Below are 17,577 nucleotides of genomic sequence, written 5' to 3'. Positions count from 1 at the left end.
CGGCACGGCCGGGACTCAACCAACGGCGACCGTCACAGTCACTCAAACTGTCACCGCACAACCGACAACACGCCAGCGGTCAGGGTCGTCTGCTGATCAATGACCGCAATTGGGTCGTCGTCTCCCAGCAGCCGGCCGGCGGCACTCGCGCGCCTGCCGACACCAAGATCGTCCTGCGCTCGAAGAAGATCGGTGAGTAGCCGGTTTCCTTCTGGCTGAAGTTAATTCCGTCCGAGCGGTTGACAGCCGATCTCCGCCGAATTAACTTCAGCTGGAAGTAAAGCCGTCGAAACCGACAAGGTGGGGCGTGTGAGCGACCGTCTGAACGTGCTCGTCGTGATGGCTGACGAGCAGAGCTGGAACACCCTGGGCTGTACCGGAAACCCCGCTGCGCGGACGCCGAACCTCGACGCGCTGGCGGGGGAGTCGACCGTCTTCGACGCCTGCTACACGCCGTTCCCGTTGTGCTGCCCGGCGCGGACGAGTCTGTGGACCGGTCTGATGCCGCGGCACCACGGCGTACTCGGGAACTGGCGGCCGATCGAGCCGCAGCTACGGTCAGCGGGTGTCGCGCAGGCATTCGCCGCGGCCGGCTACCACACGCATTACAACGGCAAGTGGCACGTGCCCGGTACGACGCCTGCGCAGATGGGCTGGGCCGACAGCAGCGCAATTCCAGCCGTACTGCGGGGGCAGGATCGCGGGCGCTACATCGAGGACTACCGGACGTGGGCGGCCAACCGTGGGTACGCGTTCGATCCGGACCACATCGAGAACCTCACGACGGACGATCTCGTTGCGCTGAGCAAGGAGCCGTACGCGACGTCGAGCGTTCCACTGGATTCGTTCCTGGAGACCTGGCAGTGCGACACGTTCCTCGACGGCCTCGACCGGCGCCCTGCCGACAAGCCGTGGCTGGCGGTCTGCTCGATGAACGCGCCGCACTTCCCGATGCTCGTCCCCAGCCCTTACGACCGGCTCATCGACCGTGATCGCGTGCGGCTGCCGGCGAGCTGGTCGACGGGTACGGCGACGAAGCCGCGCGAGGTCCGCGACTCGCACTTCGCACGCGACTTCGAGCACCTCAGCGAGCAGGAGTGGATCGAGGTCACGAGCCACTACCTCGGCCTGTGCGCGCTCGTCGACACGCAGTTCGGCCGGATCCGTCAGTACCTCGAGGACGCCGGCGAGTGGGACCGGACGGTGGTCGTGTTCACCTCCGACCACGGCGATCTGATGGGCGCGCACCGGCTGATGGAGAAGGGGCACTTCCTCCACTACGAGGAGGACCTCCGGGTGCCGCTGATCGTTCGGCATCCCGACGGCCGGCAGAGCCGGAACGCGAACTTCGTCTCGCTGGTCGACGTCGCGGCGACGATCAGCGAGCTGGCCGGCGTGACCTGGGACGAGCAGCACGACGGACGGTCGTTCGCGGCGATGGTCGGCAACGACACCGCCGCGCCGATCCGCGAGTACGTGACCGCCGAGACGATGCTGCACGACGGCCACCCGGGCGGGAACGGCGATCCGTTCCACGCGAAGGACTGGCAGTACCCACGGGACAGTCTGAACCTGTCCGTCCGGACTGCCGACCACCGGTACATCTTCCGGTCTCACGACGAGGCCGAGCTCTACGACCTGGCCACCGACCCCTGGGAGCAGCGCAACCTCGCGTCGACCGCCGAGGGCGCATCGACCGCCGCGTTGCTCGCCGGGTTGCTCGCGGACGAGGTCTGCGACGTACTGCCCGAGGCGGCGGCGCTGGTCCGCAAGTCCGTCCCGGCCGACACCCCTGCATCGAAAGGCTGATCATGACGTCCAACTCCCAGTTCTCCCGGCGGCGGCTCCTGCAGTTCGGAGCAGCGGCGGCCGGAACCGCAGCCCTCGCCTCCTGCGGCCGCGGCCTCGGCGGCAGCAGCTCGTCGTCGGGCGGCGGAGGCTCGAAAGGCGCGCTGGACTTCATGTTCTGGGGTGAAGGCGACCAGAACAAGAAGCTGATCGAGGCGCTCGACCTCTACCAGAAGAGCGAGGGCGCCACGAAGGTCAACCCGCAATACTCCGGTTTCTCCGGGTACTACGACAAGCTCGCCACCCGTGTTGCCGGGGGCAACCCTCCGGACGTCTACCAGATCCACCTGCCGTACCTGATGGAGTACGTCAAGCGTGGTGCGGTGGCGCCGCTGGACCAGTACAAGGACGACCTCGGCCTGGACCAGATGCCGGACTACGTGGCGACGACGACCAAGGCGGACGGCAAGTACTACTTCGCGCTGCTCGGCGCCGCGACCCAGCCGGCCATCATCGTCAACACCACCAAGCTGAAGGGTCTCGGCCTGTCCGCGCCCGGTCCGGACTGGACCATCGACCAGTACAAGTCGGCGATGGCCGACGTCTGGAGCAAGAGCGGCCACAAGCTCGCCGGTACGGCGGACCTCGGCGGCAGCCCGATCGCGCTCGAGTCGTTCCTGCGCGGCCGCGGCAAGGCGCTGTTCGGTGACGGCGGCTCGCTCGGGTTCGGCGAGGACGACATGGCCGCGTGGCTGCAGCTCTGGCAGGACCTGCGCGGCAACGGTTCCGCCGTACCGATGGCGGTGACGGCCGCGGCGACCGGCTTCCAGAACGACCCGGTGACGATCGGCAAAGCGGCGTACACCGGTACGGCGACGTCGCGGGGTCTGCCGTCGATGCAGAGCCTGACGAAGGAGACGCTGAGCCTCGGGACGTTCCCGTCCGGCGGGCCCGGCTCGCAACCTGGGACGAACATCATCCCGGCCGGCTGGTTCGCGATCTCGCCGAAGTCGAAGAACATCGAGGGCGCGGTCTCGATGCTGAAGTACCTGACCAGCAAGCCGGATGCGGCCAACGCGATGGGTCTGGCCCGCGGCGTTCCGATTCCCGAGGACATCCGCGACGGGGTCGCCAAGTCTGCGACCGGGCTGAACAAGCTCGTGCTCGACAACTACGCCCTGGTCGCGTCCAAGGGTCCGGCCGCGCTGCAGATGTACCCGCCGGGTGCGAGCAAGCTGCTGCAGACCTCGCTGCCGAACGTGAACCAGGTCGTCGGCTTCGGCAAGAGCTCGGTGTCCCAGGCGGTGACCAAGTTCTTCTCCGACGCCAAGGCCGCGCTGAAGTGACCGACGGTGCGAACGGTACGGCCTGGCAGATCCGGCCGGACCAGGGACAGATGCGGTCCGCGCAGCCGTTCGACGTACGGCAGCAGAACTACTCGGCGATCCTGCGCGCGGTGATGCGGCACGGGCCGGTGGCGCGCTCGGAGCTGTCCGGCCTTACCGGCATGACCACCGGGACGATGACGAAGCTGACCAGCCTGTTGTGCGAGGCTGGTCTGCTACGTGAACTGCCGGCCGAGACGGGGCACGGTGCCCTCGGCCGGCCGCGGATGCCGATGGTGGTGGACGACCGTACGCATCGCGTCGTCGGTGTGCACTTCGGCCTGCGCCGTACGACGGTGTGCCTGCTCGATCTGCGCGGGACGCTGCTGGCCGAGGTGCGGCTGCCGCATCGGGGCCGGCGTGCGTTCGAGCCGCTCGTCGCGCAGGCCGTCCAGGGGATCCGGGAGCTGGTCTCGCGGAACCCCGGAAAGATCCTCGGCGTCGGTGCGAGCACGGGTGGCTGGGTCGACCGCCAAGCAGGTGTGGTCCGTGATCATCGGGTACTGCGCTGGCGGGACGTACCGCTGCGGGACGCGCTCGGTGGCGGGCTCGGGCTGCCGACCGAGGTCGACTCGAGCTTCCGGGCGCTGGCGATGGCCGAGCGGTGGTTCGGCGGCGCTCAAGGCATGGATGATCTGATCGGGCTGTTCGTGGGAAACGTCGTCGGCGCCGGGTTCGTGCTCGGCGGGCGGGTCTTCTCGGGGTACCGGGCCGCGGCCGGGACGGTCGATCATCTGTCGGTCGGAGTCACCGCGGCCGAGGCGTGTTCGTGCGGCCGACGGGATTGCCTGCACGTGGCCGCGAGCGACCTCGCCGTACTGGCGCAGGCTCGGCGAGACGGGCTGATCGGAGTCCGCGGGACGCTCGAGCATCTCGTCCAGGCGGCTCGCGACGGGGACCTGCGGGCCGACGGCCTGCTGGTTGCGCGGGCCGAGTTGGTGGGAGTCGCGGCGGGGACGTTGATCGAGATGCTCGATCCGGAGGTTGTGGTCGTCAGCGGCGGCGTGGTCGATGCACCGGAGTACCTGCGTTCAGTCCAGCGCGGGGCGCGCGCGTACTTGCGAGACAAACGTCCGGTGGACGTGGACTCGGTGGTGCGGCTGAGCGCGTTCGGCGCGGACGGTGTGGCGGTCTCCGCGGCGAGTGTGATCCTCGATCGGATCTATGCGGCGCCGGCGGAGTTCGTCCCCGGTCTGCTCGAGCTGCGGTACGGGTGACGGGCATGGTGTGTCTCGAGTCTGCCGCGGTGTGGTCGCATCGTGCCTCGTCGCGGAGTACGTGGGTGATGGTCGAACTGGTTGCCGACGGCATCCGGGGAGTCGGTGAGCTGTCCGATGGCGGGCCGGTGGCCGAGTTGGTGGCGGCGGCTCGATCGGTCGGGTCGTCGATCGTCGGCCTGCCACTCGAGCAGGTCCGGACCGAGCTTCGGTCGGCGGACACGTTCCTTTGGTCGACGGTGCTCGGCGGGTACGAAGCGGCGCTCGCGGATCTGGTCGCGCGGCTCGAGGACCGGCCGCTCGCCGAGTCGCTCGGCCTCGGCGAACCGCAGCCGGTGCGGCTGTATGCGAACCTCAACCGGCGGTACGGCGGGGACGGCGCGGACGCGATCGTCGCCGAAGCAGTGTGTGCCGTAGGCAACGGATTCTCGGCGGTGAAGGTGGCGCCGTTCCTCGACAACCACGCCCGGGGTATGTCCGGCATGCAGCTCGTCGACGCCGGGCTCGAGTTGGTGACGAAGGTACGCGAGACGCTGCCCGACGGCGTACGGCTGATGGTCGACTGCCACCACCTCGTGCCGACGGGGTCCGTGGCGCCTGTCGCCCGGGAGTTGGCCGCGCTGGACCTGTACTGGGTCGAGGACCTGGTGCGGGTCGACGATCCCGCGGCGATGGAGGCGGCCGCCGCGTCCGGGTTGGCGCTGGCCGCGGGGGAGCACGTATGGCGGCCGGCTGCTGCCGCGGCGGCCTGTGCTGGCGGTGCGTTGACGTATTGGCTGGTTGATCCGAAACATGCGGGCGGACCGGCTGGTGTCGCGCGGATCGCGGAGGCGGTCGGGGACACGCAGCTGACGTTCCACAACCCGAGCGGGCCGATCGGTACCGCGCACGCAGCTCATCTTGCTGCGCTGGGCGGCGCCGGCACCTGGCTCGAATTCGCGTGGGGCGAGACGGATCGCCTCGCGTTCCTGGACCCTCCCGAGGTGGTGGTGGACGGCAGGTTACGACCCGCGGGTCCCGGCATCGGGTGCGCGCCGCGTACGCCGTACGGAGTCGAGCTGACACGAGTCGGAGAGGAGTGAGCTGTGGCTGTTGCGTTTCCGGCGTTACGTGGCGGGCGGCGGACCCGGTACCAGAACGGGTGGGCGCTGCTGTTCCTGGCGCCCTGGCTGATCGGGTTCCTGGCGTTCACCGCGGGGCCGATGCTGATGTCGCTGTACCTCGCGTTCACGAAGTACGACCTGCTGACCGCGCCGAAATGGATCGGGTGGGGCAACTTCGGGCGGATGTTCGGCGACGACCCGCTGTTCCTGCAGTCGCTGAAGGTGACCGCGATCTACGTCTTCGTCGGCACGCCGCTCAGCCTGTTCTTCGCGCTCGCGGTCGCCGTCGTACTCAACCGTGGACTGCGCGGTCTCGACTTCTACCGGTCGGCGATCTACCTGCCGTCGTTGTTCGGCGGCAGCGTGGCGATCGCGGTGCTGTGGCGGAAGGTCTTCAACGGCGACGGTCTGGTCAACCAGATCCTGGCGCTCGTCGGCATCCACGGCCCGTCGTGGATCTCCGAGCCGCATACCGCGCTCGGCACGCTGATCGCGCTCGAGGTCTGGCAGTTCGGGGCGCCGATGGTGATCTTCCTGGCCGGGCTGCGGCAGATACCGCGGGAGTTCTACGAGGCGGCGCAGGTCGACGGGGCCAGCAAGTCACGTCAGTTCTGGAGCATCACGATGCCGTTGCTGAGCCCGATTCTGTTCTTCAACCTCACGCTGCAGCTGATCCGCTCGTTCCAGGCGTTCGCGCCGGCGTTCATCATCAGCGACGGCTCGGGCGGGCCGGCCGACTCGACGCTCTTCTACTCCCTCTACCTCTACCAAGAAGGATTCGTGAACTTCGACATGGGTTACGCCGCGGCGATGGCATGGATGCTGGTGCTGCTCGCAGGCGCTGTCGTGGCCGTCAACTTCTTCTTCGCCAAGTTCTGGGTGCACTATGAGAACTAAGCGGGTGTTCGCGCATGTTGCGCTTGTCGTGGTCACGCTCGTCATGCTGTATCCGCTGGTGTGGATGGTGGCGAGTTCGTTCAAGCCGACCGACGAGATCTTCTCCCAGCCCGGGCTGATCCCGCGGCACTTCGAGCCGTCGAACTACGCCGAGGGCTGGAAGGGCATCTCGACCGCGTTCAGCATCTTCATCGAGAACTCGTTGTTCATCTCGGTGCTGGCGATCATCGGCAACGTCATCTCGTGCAGCTTGGCGGCGTTCGCCTTCGCCCGGCTGAACTTCTTCGGCCGCCGGATCGCGTACGCGACCATGCTCGTGACGCTGATGCTGCCGACCCATGTCACCCTGGTGCCGCAGTACATCTTGTTCAACAAGCTCGGCTGGGTGAACACGTTCTACCCGTTGTTCGTGCCGCATTTCTTCGCCGTCGACGCCTTCTTCGTGCTGTTGATGGTGCAGTTCATCCGCTCGCTGCCGCGGGAGCTGGACGAGGCGGCCCGGCTGGACGGGTGCTCGCCGTGGAAGATCTACCGGCACATCGTCTTCCCGTTGCTGCGGCCGGCGCTGGTGACCACGATCATCTTCACGTTCATCTGGACGTACAACGACTTCTTCAAGCAGCTCATCTACCTGAACGACGTGCAGCTGTTCACCGTGCCGCTCGGCCTGCGGCAGTTCCTCGACTCGACCGGCGACTCGTCCTGGGGACCGATGCTTGCCATGAGCACCCTTGCGCTGGTTCCGCCGCTCGTCCTGTTCGTCACGTTCCAGCGCAAGATCGTCGACGGCGTCGCGACCTCGGGTCTGAAGGGATGAGGCCGGTCGCGCTCGTCACCGGGGCCGGCGGCGGTATCGGTTCGGCTGTGGTGACGACGCTGGTGAAGCACGGCTGGGTGGTGGTCGGCGTCGACCTGGTGGATCGCCCAGCCGGCCTCGAGAGCGTCGAGTGGGTCGTGGGCGATGTGCGCGACCAGTCGACTGTCGAGCACGCGCTGGCCGTGGCGTCGCAGTACGGCGAGGTCGGTGGGCTGGTGACGGCGACTCTCGCCGAACAACGCGGATCATTGGAGAGCCTCGATCCGGCGGCGCTCACGACCGTGTTCGAGGTGCAGGTCGCGGCCGCGTGGGCGTGGAGTACGGCGGTCGTCGCGGCCGCGCCTCTCGAGGCGTCACTCGTGCACATCTCCAGCGTGCACGCGCAACGAGCTGTGCCCGGGATGGCGGCGTACGCGATGGGAAAGGCTGCGCTGGACGCCTTGGTGCGGGCCGCCGCGGTGGAGTGGGGTCCACGTGGCGTGCGGTGCAACGCCGTACTGCCCGGCTTCGTCCCGGTGCAGCGGAACCAGCACCGTCGGTCCGAGGAACGCCTGGCCGGCCATCCGCTGCGGCGCTACGTGACCGCGGAGGATGTGGCGCAGGTTGTTGCCTTTCTGCTCGGCTCCGAGTCGCGAGCCGTGACCGGCGTGTCCCTTCCGGTGGACGGCGGGATGCTCGCGACGCTGCCGCACTGGGCCTGACGAACAAACCGACTGGACTGTGAGGTTTCTATGCGACCCAATGTTCTGATCATCCTCGTCGACGACATGGGGTACTCCGATATCGGCTGCTACGGCGGCGAGATCGGTACCCCGAACATCGACGGTCTCGCCGCGCGCGGTGCGCGGCTGACGAACTTCTACAACACTGCGCGCTGCAGCCCGTCCAGGGCATCGCTGCTGACCGGTCTGCACCCGCATCAGACCGGCGTCGCCGAACTGGTGAACAACGACGGACCCGGTGGCTACCCGGGCAGCCTCACCAGCAAGTCCGCGACGCTGGCAGAGACGTTCCGCGCGGTCGGTTACCAGACGCAGATGACCGGCAAGTGGCACTTGTCGAACGAGCGTGAGCGTCCGGCCGACACCTGGCCGACGCGACGCGGCTTCGAGCGTTTCTGGGGCACGATCAGCGGCGCCGGCAGCTACTTCCAGACCACCACGCTGCACGACGGCGAGACGCCCGTACCGCTGTCCGACCTAGGTCCGGACTTCTACTACACCGACGAGATCGGCTCGCATGCCGCCGCCGCGATCCGGGATGCGGCCGGAACCGATCAGCCGTTCTTCTCCTATGTCGCCTTCACCGCACCGCACTGGCCGCTGCACGCGAAGGAGGCCGATCTGGCCGAGACGCGCGGGATGTTCGACGAAGGCTGGGACGTACTGCGTACGCGCCGCCGGCAGCGTCAGCTCGACGCCGGCATCTGCGCCGAGGACGCGACGCTCGATCGCCGCGATCCCGACGTACCGGCGTGGTCGGACGAGCCCGAGCAGAAGTGGCAGCTCGAGCGGATGGAGGCGTACGCCGCCCAGGTGCGCGCGATGGACCGCGCTGTCGGCACGATCCTGACCGCGCTCGACGACACCGGGCAGCGCGACAACACGATCGTCGTGTTCCTGTCCGACAACGGAGGCTGCGCCGAGGAACTCCGCAGCGACCCCGACGGCGCGGACCAGTTCCGCAAGCATCACCTGATCATCCCGCCGAGCGCTCCCGACGGTACGCCGATGCGCGTCGGCAACTCGCCCGACATCCGGCCCGGCGGCGCCGACACCTACACGAGCTACGGGCAGGCGTGGGCGAACCTGTCCAACACGCCGTTCCGCCTCTACAAGCGCTGGGTGCACGAAGGCGGAATCGCCACTCCGCTGATCGTGTCGTGGCCCGCGGGCAGTCTGTCCGGCACCGTGATCGACGCACCGAACCAACTCACCGACATCGCACCGACGTTGCTCGAGGCAACCGGCGTACCCGCGTTGTCTCAGCGTGCCGGCGAGACGCTGCCCACGCTGCCCGGCGTGAGCATGCTCGACCTGCTCCGCGGCGGCCCCGCAACCGACCACGACCTCTTCTGGGAACACATCGGCAACGCCGCCGTCCGCTCGGGCCGCTGGAAGCTGGTCCGCGAGCACGAAGGCCCCTGGGAGCTCTACGACCTCGCAACCGACCGCAGCGAAACCCACAACCTCGCCCCCGAGCAACCAGAGCGCGTCGAGAACCTGGTCCAGCGGTGGCACCAATGGGCGGACTCCGTCGGCGTAATCCCGTACGCCGACGTACTCACCGCCCGCGCCTCAATGCCCAACCAGCCGGCTTGAGATGGCAACCCGCCGCCCGAACATCCTGCTGGTGATGACGGACAGCTCCCGCCGGGACACGCTGTCCTGCTACGGATCCGCACACGCCGTCTCGCCGAACCTCGACCGGCTGGCAGCGGAAGGCGTCCGGTTCGAGCAGGCGCACACGACGGCGCCGGTGTTTACGCCGGCACGTGCCGCCCTGCTGACCGGAACACACACGCCCGTGCACGGTTGTGTGGAGAACGGGATCTCGCGCCGGCCCGACCTGATTACGCTGCCGGAGTTGCTGGGCGGCGCCGGCTATCACACGATCATGGTCGGGAAGACCCACTTCGGCGGACCGGCGGCGTTCGACGTCGAGTGCGTGCTCGGTGGCGAGAAGGGCGCGACGGTCGAGGACGACTATGCGCGGCATCTGGCCGAGCACGGGTATGCGCGGGCGTCGGCGCACCCGAACCCGATCCCGCCGGACCTGTTCTGCGATGCCTACCTGGTCGACAGAACCATCGAGGCGATCATGAACCGACCCGCGGACCGGCCGTACTTCGCGTTCTGCTCGCTGCCCAGTCCGCACTCGCCGCTGGACCCGCCGGGGGAGTGGGCCGGACTGTTCGACGACGTGGAGCTGCCGCCCCTGAACCACCAACCCGGAGAGGAGACCTGCCGTCCCGCTCACCTCGAAGCGCTGGTCGGGCGACGCGGCGTCGAGTCCGAGCAACAGGACGGCCCGCTCGACCTGACCGCAGTGGACGCGCAGCGGCGGCTGTACTACGGGCTCGCGGCGTACTGCGACGCGCAGATCGGGCGCTTGCTCGACCACGTCGACCCCGACAACACGCTGGTCGTCTTCACCACCGATCACGGGCAGCAGTACTTCGACCACGGGTTCAACGACAAGCACACGTTCTACGACGAGTCGTGGCGTATCCCGCTGATCATGCGCTGGCCCGGGGCGATCGCGCCCGGCACGGTGGCGGACTGGGCGATGACGACGGACCTGACCGCAACGTTCGCGGCGGTTGCCGGAGTCGATGCGCCGACGTTGCAGGGATCCAACCTGCTCGACCCGGCGGTACGGCGTACTTGCGCGGCCTCTGTCCTGCACAGGTCGTTGGCGTTGGCAACGGACGGCTGGAAGCTCGAGTACTACCCCGAGGACGGCACGGGCCGGTTGTTCGACCGGCGGAACGATCCGCGCGAACAGCACGACTGCTGGTCGGACCGGTTGGGAGTTCGGCAGCAGTTGCTCGAAGCGCTGCTCAGCTGGCGTGCCGATCTGACCGATGTGCAGTACCTGCAGGAACACACCCATCAGGGCGGTCCGGTCGCGCAGCGGGTGGCTGCGCAGACGGCCCGCCGTACCGGTCTCGACGCGGAGTTGCGGCTCAGCGCTCGCGTCCCAGTTTGAGAGGACCCAGCTGTATGGAGGTACGTCCGGAATATCCCCGGCCGCAGTGGCAGCGGCGGCGTTGGCAGTCGCTCAATGGTGAGTGGGACTTCGAGATCGATCACGGCGACACCGGACTCCAGCGCGGTCTGCGGAGTACGCCGTACAGCCGGCGGATCGTGGTGCCGTTCGCGCCGGAGTCGGAGCTGTCGGGGATCGGGAACACCGACTTCATGGACGCGGTCTGGTACCGGCGCGAGATCAGCGTCGATCCGAGCTGGACAGGCGAGCGGATCCTGCTGCACTTCCAGGCCGTCGACCACGACACGACCGTGTGGGTGAATGACGTCGAGGTCGGCCGGCATCGCGGCGGTTCGACGTCGTTCGCCTTCGACATCACCGAGGCGCTCGACGGCGGTACGGCGACTGTGGTCGTGCGGGCGCGGGACCCGCGGACCGGCGTACAGGCCCGGGGCAAGCAGGCGACCTGGTACGAGAACACCGGGTGCTACTACACGCGGACGACCGGTATCTGGCAGACCGTTTGGCTGGAGCCCGTCGGCCGCTCGTACCTGCAACGCCCGCGCATCACCCCGGACGTCGCGAACTCGCGATTCATCGTCACCGTGCCGATCGACGCACCCCGGCGCGGACACCGGCTGACTGTCGAGCTCACCGACTCCGGCGGCGTGGTCTCGTCCGAGGAAGTTGCTATCGGCACCGACTTCGTCGCGACCTGCGTGCTCCCGGTGCCGTCCGACCGGCGACGGCTGTGGAGCCCGGCCGATCCGCACCTGTACGGACTCCGCTTCGTGCTGGACGACGGTGAGGTGCTCGACGAGGTCGAGAGCTACGCGGGCCTGCGCTCGATCGCGATCGAGGGCAACCGGTTCCTGCTGAACGGCGAGCCGGTCTTCCAGCGGCTGGTCCTCGACCAGGGTTACTGGCCGGACGGCATCATGACCGCGCCGACCGACGATGCGCTGGTGCGCGACATCCAGCTCGCGCTCGACGCCGGGTTCAACGGCGCGCGCCTGCATCAGAAGGTGTTCGAGGAGCGGTACCTGTACCACGCCGACCGCCTCGGCTATCTGGTGTGGGGCGAGTTCCCGGACTGGGGTGCCGCGGGCCAGGGGCCGAGGGGCAACAACCAGCAACCGACGACGGCGTACGTCGCGGAGTGGCAGGAGGTCCTCGCGCGGGACTTCAACCATCCGTCGATCATCGGCTGGTGCCCGCTCAACGAGACCCATCAGGACCTGCACGACCGCGAGACGCAACTCGACGACGTCACGCGGGCGATGTTCCGGGCGGCGAAGGCCGCTGATCCGACCCGGCCGGTGATCGACGCGTCCGGGTACAGCCATCGCGTGCCGGAGACGGATGTCTGGGACAGCCACTCCTACGAGCAGGACCCGGCGGCCTTCGCGCTGGAGCAGGCCGGTCTCGCGAACGGCGAGCCGTTCGGCAACGTCAGCCGGCAGGGCGCGCCGCAGTCCCTGCCGTACCGCGGCCAGCCGTACATGGTGAGCGAGTACGGCGGCATCTGGTGGAACGCCGCGGCCGCATCGGCCAGCGGGGCGGACCGGCGCGAGTCCTGGGGCTACGGGCAACGAGTCGGATCGCTGCAGGAGTTCTACGAGCGGTTCGAGGGCCTGACTCGCGTGCTGCTCGAAGACCCCGCGATGTTCGGGTACTGCTATACGCAGCTGACCGATGTGTTCCAGGAACAGAACGGCATCTACGGCTTCGACCGCTCCGAGAAGTTCGACGTCGCGCGGATCCGGGCCGTGCAGACCCAGCAGGCGGCGTACGAGCGTGAGGAGGTGCGGGTATGAGGAGGCGAGCTGCGGTGACGGCCGCCGTGCTGGTGGCGGCCGGCCTGACACAGATGCAGGCGGCCGATGCCCAGCCGCGCGCCGGCCGGGTCGAGATCCGGGTGGATCGTGGGCCGTTGATCATGGCTGACGGGGTACCTGCGCCGGTGATCGGGCCGGAGATCTTTGGCGCGAATGCGCGGTGGATCGACGATGAGCTCGGGGCCTGGGACCCGGTGACGCGGGGGCCGGCAGCAGGGTTCGCGGATGCCGCCGCGGCTGCGAAGCTCGAGCTGATCCGTTACCCGGGTGGCACGGTTGCGAACTTCTTCGACTTCAAGAAGGCGATCGGGCCGGTTGCGCAGCGTGGATGCCAGACGTCCGGTGGGTTTGCGGCCGTGCGCTTCGGCAACCTGCCGGGGCCGCGCAACGGCTTCGGTCCGGACGAGGAGGAGGCGCTGGCGACGCAGATCGGTGCGAAGACGATGGTGATGGTTCCGTCGATCAACCAGACCGCAGCGGACGCCGCGGACTACGTCGAGTACATGAACTCACCCAGCGACGGAGCGGCGACCAATCCGAACGGCGGGACCGACTGGGCCGAAGTACGCGCCGCGAACGGACACCCGGCGCCGTACGGCATCACCAAGTGGGAGTACGGCAACGAACCGTTCCTCGACGGGCAGCGGTACTGGCGTGACGAGGATCTGCAGACTCGGGTGCAGCAGTTCATCGAGGGCGGCTGGAGCCGGCAGACGGCCGCGTCGGCGACGTACCAGAACGACGACGGCCTGTTCAGCGGCTGCGATCTGGTGAATCGGAAGACGAGTACGGGCGCGGCCGACCAGACGTACCGGACCCGGTACAACCCGATCGCGCTGCCGTCCGACGCGACACCCGAGTCCGGCCCGATCGCGGAGCCGGTGCTGACGGTGAACGGGTTGCAGTGGACGCGGGTGAACTCCCTGGCCACGGCCGGCGCGACCGATCAGGTCTACGAGATCGGGCAGGCCGACGGCGCGGTCAGGTTCGGTGACGGCACGCATGGCGCGATTCCGGCGAAGGGCGCGGCTCTCAGCATCGAGTACACGACCGGCCGGCAGGACGGGTTCCTGGATTTCGTCAAGGCGATGAAGGCGGTCGACCCGAAGATCACCGTCTGTTCGGGCTGGGGCAAGCCGGAGTTCGTCGATGCCATGGGCAACCGTCCGTACGACTGCATCGGCATCCACTCCTACACCGACCAGGCCGGCGGCGACGCGGACGGCGCCTACGACTCGACCGAGCTCTACCAGCAGTTGATGAATGCCAGTGACGTTCCGACCCGGGAGCTGGCGGAGTTGCGCAAGCGGATCGCCCGGAACTTCCCGGATCCGCGGCGGCGTCCGATGCTCGCGGTCACGGAGTACGGCACGATCAGCCAGAACGGGCCGACCGGAGTGAGTACGCCGAACAACTTCGCTGCGATGCAGATGCACAACGTGTACGAGACGACGATGCTGATCGGTCAGCTCACGAACGGCGTCCGGCTCGCGATCAACTCGAACCTCAACGGCGGTCCGGCCGCCGATCCGGCGAAACGGGACTGGGGCAACATTCTCGGATCGCCGCCGGGCTTCGGGATCACCGGCCGGTCGATGTCGCTGACGTTGGCGGCGCCAATGATCGGTGCGGCGCCGCGGAAGATGACGACGACCGGTAACCCGACGCTGCCCGGTCAGGACTACACAGCCGTCGTCGCCGCTGCCACCCGAAATGCGGGCGGCATCCAGTTGCTGGTCGTGAACCGGAGCCTGGATCAGGCGATGCCGATCACGGTGGATCCGGCCGGCGGTCCCGCGGTGCGGTCGGCGCGGCAGACGACGGTGACCGACGACGACATCACGGCGTACAACAACGACCGGGTGCAGCCGGTCCAGCCCACCATGACGACACTCAGGAAGGGGCCCAAGGTCGAGGCCGAGCTACCGCCGCACTCGGTCAACCTGATCGAGCTGGACTACTAGACCGCGTGCGCCGTGAGGGCCGGGACGAAGGTCTCGGGGGAGCGGTAGACGGAGTCGAGCATGATCGCTCCCGCGGCGATCCCCAGGGCGTACGGACCGAAGGCGCTCGGGCGGATCCGCGCGGTGGCGTCGATGTCGCGGTCGACGGCGAGCTTGGCCTGCGCGGAGTCGCGGATGGTCGCGACGTCGTCGACCGGGGCGGTGATGCCGCCGCCGAGGATCACCAGCTCCGGATCGAGGAGCTCGATCAGGGTGGCCGCGGCGGCACCGACGACGACGGCGCGCTCGCGCAACAGCCGACGGGCGCGGGCGTTGCCCTTCACCGCGAGCTCGAAGACGTCGTACACCTCCTGGTCGGCGTCGATCAGGCCGGCCGTCCGCGCCCGGCGGGCAACTTCGAGATCTCCGGCGACCATGGCGAAACAGCGCCGGCTGCCACACGCGCAGACCTCGCCGGAGCGGTCGGCGATCGGCAGATGGTCGAGTCCGCCGGCGGCCGCGTGCGCCCCGCGGTACGGCATGCCGTTGAGGACGAACCCGGCGCCGATGACGTTGCCGACGAACAGGTGGATGAAGTTGTCCACTCCGGTGGCCGCGCCGAACCAGTGCTCGGCCAGCGCGAGCGCACGCACCTGCGAGTCGATCAGCACGGGCAGGCCCATCGCCTTGTTCAGCGCGGCGGCCAGCGGGACGTTCTTCCAGTCGAGGAGGGGCTGGCTCTGCACCCGGCCCGTCGAGCTGTTCACCCAGCCGCCGGTGCTCGCGCCGACGCCAAGGACGGTCAGCTCGGTCCCGTCGATCAGCTTCCGCACGGCCCGCGCCGCGCTGCGGACCAGACGCTCGAAGTTCGTGGTGCGCTCCGTCGTGTGGACCTCGGCCACGAGTTGCCCGCGCAGGTCGATCAGGCAGGTGTTGACCCGGTGCAGCCCGAAGTGCACACCGACGACGCCGTACGTCGACTCGTCGATCGCGACCGGCACCTTGGGGCGCCCTGTCCCGCGCTGTGCCGGCTCGGCGGCCTCCTTGACCAGCCCGGCCCGGACGAGGGCCGCGGTCAGCCGGGTCACCGAGCCGGTCGACATCCCGATCACCGAGGCCAGGTCGGTGCGGGCGGTCGGGCCGGAGCGCATGAGCTCACGCATGATCGTCGAGTAGTTCTGCTGCCGGATGTCGCTCAGCTGGGCAGAACGCGGGAGCTCCTTCATGCCGTCGGTTCTAGCACGGCCGCGGCACAGGTCCATTGACAGACCCGAGCCGGACTATTTAACTTCAAGTCAGAGAAAAGGCGACGAAGAGACTGTGCGGGTGAGCACGCGAGCGACGTTCAAGCTGCGGGGGACCGTGAATGCAACGATCCGGCCGGAGATCTACGGGCAGTTCCTGTCCCGCCGCCGCTGGGTGGCCGACGAGGCGCTGCACAACCCCGATCACCCGGACGCGGGCCGGGACGGTCTGCGCCGGAGCGTGGTCGACGCGATCGCGGAGCTCGGTGCGCCGGTCGTGCGCTGGCCCGGCGGCTGCACGGGGACGTCGTACGAGTGGGAGCGCGGGGTCGGACCGGACCGGGAGCGGACCGTCGACTGGCATTTCGGGTACGACGTCGGCAACGGCTTCGGTACGGCGGAATTCGTCGAGTACTGCCGGCGGATCGGGGCCGAGCCGCAGATCAACCTGACGACCGGGACCGGCTCGTTGCGCGAGGCACTCGCGTGGATCGAGTACTGCAACGGCACCGGCGACTCGGTCTGGGCGAACCTGCGCCGCTCCCACGGGTACGACGAGCCGTTCAACGTCCGCTACTGGCAGATCGGGAACGAGGAGTGGGGACCGTGGGAGATCGGCCAGGTCGGCCCGCAGGAGAACGCCGTCCGGTGCCGTGAATGGGCCAAGGCGATCAAGCGCCTCGACCCGGACCTGAAGGTGCTCGCGATCGGATGCTTCGAGCCGACCCAGGCCGTCGACTGGAACCTTGCCCTGCTTCGCGAGGCCTGGGGCCACATCGACTACCTGACCCTGCACACCTACTGGCAGTTCGATCCGACCGCCGACGGCGGCGACTACGCGCGGGTGCTGAGCGGTCCTCATCGCACCGAGGAAGCGATCGTCGCGATCCAGGGCCTGGTTGATCTGGTCGCCCGCGAGAAGCCGGGTACGCCGAAGCCGGAGCTCGCCTTCACCGAGTGGAACTGCGCCGACGCGACCCGCTTCGAGATGAGCCCGAAATGGCGTCCGGGCGAGACCCGCTACCGGACCGTCGACGCGCTGGCAGTCGCGTCGTTCCTGAACGTCATGCAGCGGCAGGCCGGCAGCGTGACCCTGGCCAACTTCGCCCAGACCATCAACGTCGTCGGCGCTCTGGTGGTCACCGACGACGAGGTCGTGCGCGAGACCGTCTACTGGCCGCTGTGGATGCAACGCCGCCACAGCGGCGAACTCTCCCTGGCCGGCGACACCACCTGCTCCACGGTTCCCGGCGAAACGCTGGAGCGCACCCCGATCGAACTGCCCGCCCTCGACGTCAGCGCCTCAACGAACCCCGGCGAGGCGAAGGTATGGCTCTCGGTCATCAACCGGGACCGCAACCAACCCGCGCAGCTGTCCATCGACCTCGGCCTGCCGCTGGCGAGCAACGTCGCACGCCTGCACCAACTGCACACCGAAGACCCACTCGCCCAGAACACCCTGACCGAGCCGGACCGCGTAGCGCCCCACTCCGACGAGGCCAAACTGACCGACAACCTCACCCTCGACCTCCCCCCTAGCTCGTACACAATCATCGAACTGACCACGACCGGTCCGGTCGTCGGGAAGAAAGTTGAGCAGGAGTGACAACCATCGGCGGGGTGAGTCGACTCCT

General features: G+C 68.4%; 13 protein-coding genes. 12 read left to right on the top strand and 1 reads right to left on the bottom strand.

Annotated elements, in window-relative coordinates:
- Positions 1-309: 309 nt before the first annotated feature.
- The 11 genes from ABT313_RS39020 to ABT313_RS38970 are packed head-to-tail and all read left to right on the top strand — an operon-like array spanning position 310 to position 14,720.
- Positions 310-1,809, top strand: coding sequence for a sulfatase-like hydrolase/transferase (locus tag ABT313_RS39020; RefSeq protein WP_350864879.1), 1,500 nt, complete (start codon positions 310-312; stop codon positions 1,807-1,809).
- A 2-nt stretch (positions 1,810-1,811) separates the two neighbouring features.
- Positions 1,812-3,134 (top strand): ABC transporter substrate-binding protein, encoded by a 1,323-nt coding sequence (locus ABT313_RS39015; protein WP_350864877.1) that lies wholly within the window; start codon positions 1,812-1,814, stop codon positions 3,132-3,134.
- Positions 3,131-4,390: an ROK family protein gene (locus ABT313_RS39010; RefSeq protein ID WP_350864874.1), complete on the top strand. Its 1,260-nt coding sequence runs from the start codon at positions 3,131-3,133 to the stop codon at positions 4,388-4,390. The genes ABT313_RS39015 and ABT313_RS39010 overlap by 4 nt, the downstream gene beginning before the upstream one ends.
- A 5-nt stretch (positions 4,391-4,395) precedes the next feature.
- Entirely contained in the window at positions 4,396-5,472 is a 1,077-nt protein-coding gene (locus ABT313_RS39005) for an enolase C-terminal domain-like protein (protein WP_350864979.1), read from the top strand.
- A 3-nt stretch (positions 5,473-5,475) separates the two neighbouring features.
- Positions 5,476-6,390 (top strand): carbohydrate ABC transporter permease, encoded by a 915-nt coding sequence (locus ABT313_RS39000; RefSeq protein ID WP_350864871.1) that lies wholly within the window; start codon positions 5,476-5,478, stop codon positions 6,388-6,390.
- The gene (locus tag ABT313_RS38995) at positions 6,380-7,207 is read left to right on the top strand and encodes a carbohydrate ABC transporter permease (protein ID WP_350864868.1); all 828 of its coding nucleotides are present in this window, start codon (positions 6,380-6,382) and stop codon (positions 7,205-7,207) included. The genes ABT313_RS39000 and ABT313_RS38995 overlap by 11 nt, the downstream gene beginning before the upstream one ends.
- A complete protein-coding gene (locus tag ABT313_RS38990; protein ID WP_350864866.1) occupies positions 7,204-7,908 on the top strand; it encodes an SDR family NAD(P)-dependent oxidoreductase in 705 nt (234 codons plus the stop codon). Before ABT313_RS38995 ends, ABT313_RS38990 begins: the two co-directional genes overlap by 4 nt.
- Before the next feature lie 30 nt (positions 7,909-7,938).
- Complete coding sequence (locus ABT313_RS38985) at positions 7,939-9,528, top strand: arylsulfatase (RefSeq protein WP_350864863.1); 1,590 nt, start codon at positions 7,939-7,941, stop codon at positions 9,526-9,528.
- Between the two features lies 1 nt (position 9,529).
- Positions 9,530-10,918, top strand: coding sequence for a sulfatase family protein (locus ABT313_RS38980; protein WP_350864860.1), 1,389 nt, complete (start codon positions 9,530-9,532; stop codon positions 10,916-10,918).
- Positions 10,919-10,932: 14 nt separating this feature from the next.
- Complete coding sequence (locus ABT313_RS38975; RefSeq protein ID WP_350864857.1) at positions 10,933-12,735, top strand: glycoside hydrolase family 2 protein; 1,803 nt, start codon at positions 10,933-10,935, stop codon at positions 12,733-12,735.
- A complete protein-coding gene (locus tag ABT313_RS38970) occupies positions 12,732-14,720 on the top strand; it encodes an alpha-L-arabinofuranosidase family protein (protein WP_350864854.1) in 1,989 nt (662 codons plus the stop codon). The genes ABT313_RS38975 and ABT313_RS38970 overlap by 4 nt, the downstream gene beginning before the upstream one ends.
- Here the strand turns inward: ABT313_RS38970 and ABT313_RS38965 are convergent.
- A complete protein-coding gene (locus tag ABT313_RS38965; RefSeq protein WP_350864851.1) occupies positions 14,717-15,925 on the bottom strand; it encodes an ROK family protein in 1,209 nt (402 codons plus the stop codon). The two genes, ABT313_RS38970 and ABT313_RS38965, sit on opposite strands and share 4 nt — an antisense overlap.
- Before the next feature lie 100 nt (positions 15,926-16,025).
- Here ABT313_RS38965 and ABT313_RS38960 point away from each other — a divergent pair, with 100 nt between their 5' ends.
- Positions 16,026-17,549 (top strand): alpha-L-arabinofuranosidase family protein, encoded by a 1,524-nt coding sequence (locus ABT313_RS38960; RefSeq protein WP_350864848.1) that lies wholly within the window; start codon positions 16,026-16,028, stop codon positions 17,547-17,549.
- Positions 17,550-17,577 lie beyond the last annotated feature (28 nt).

This window comes from Kribbella sp. NPDC000426, from assembly GCF_040300265.1.
In the GTDB taxonomy this organism is placed as follows: domain Bacteria; phylum Actinomycetota; class Actinomycetes; order Propionibacteriales; family Kribbellaceae; genus Kribbella.
Note: the sequence above shows the minus strand (reverse complement) of the source record. Positions and strands in the feature narration are given on the sequence as shown.

What these genes read in the sequence shown, in the direction of transcription:
- ABT313_RS39015 (WP_350864877.1), top strand. Translation starts at nt 1,812, where the DNA reads ATGACGTCCAACTCCCAGTTCTCCCGGCGGCGGCTCCTGCAGTTCGGA.
- ABT313_RS39005 (WP_350864979.1), top strand. Translation starts at nt 4,396, where the DNA reads ATGGTGTGTCTCGAGTCTGCCGCGGTGTGGTCGCATCGTGCCTCGTCG.
- ABT313_RS38995 (WP_350864868.1), top strand. Translation starts at nt 6,380, where the DNA reads ATGAGAACTAAGCGGGTGTTCGCGCATGTTGCGCTTGTCGTGGTCACG.
- ABT313_RS38990 (WP_350864866.1), top strand. Translation starts at nt 7,204, where the DNA reads ATGAGGCCGGTCGCGCTCGTCACCGGGGCCGGCGGCGGTATCGGTTCG.
- ABT313_RS38985 (WP_350864863.1), top strand. Translation starts at nt 7,939, where the DNA reads ATGCGACCCAATGTTCTGATCATCCTCGTCGACGACATGGGGTACTCC.
- ABT313_RS38980 (WP_350864860.1), top strand. Translation starts at nt 9,530, where the DNA reads ATGGCAACCCGCCGCCCGAACATCCTGCTGGTGATGACGGACAGCTCC.
- ABT313_RS38975 (WP_350864857.1), top strand. Translation starts at nt 10,933, where the DNA reads ATGGAGGTACGTCCGGAATATCCCCGGCCGCAGTGGCAGCGGCGGCGT.
- ABT313_RS38970 (WP_350864854.1), top strand. Translation starts at nt 12,732, where the DNA reads ATGAGGAGGCGAGCTGCGGTGACGGCCGCCGTGCTGGTGGCGGCCGGC.
- ABT313_RS38965 (WP_350864851.1), bottom strand. Translation starts at nt 15,925, where the DNA reads ATGAAGGAGCTCCCGCGTTCTGCCCAGCTGAGCGACATCCGGCAGCAG.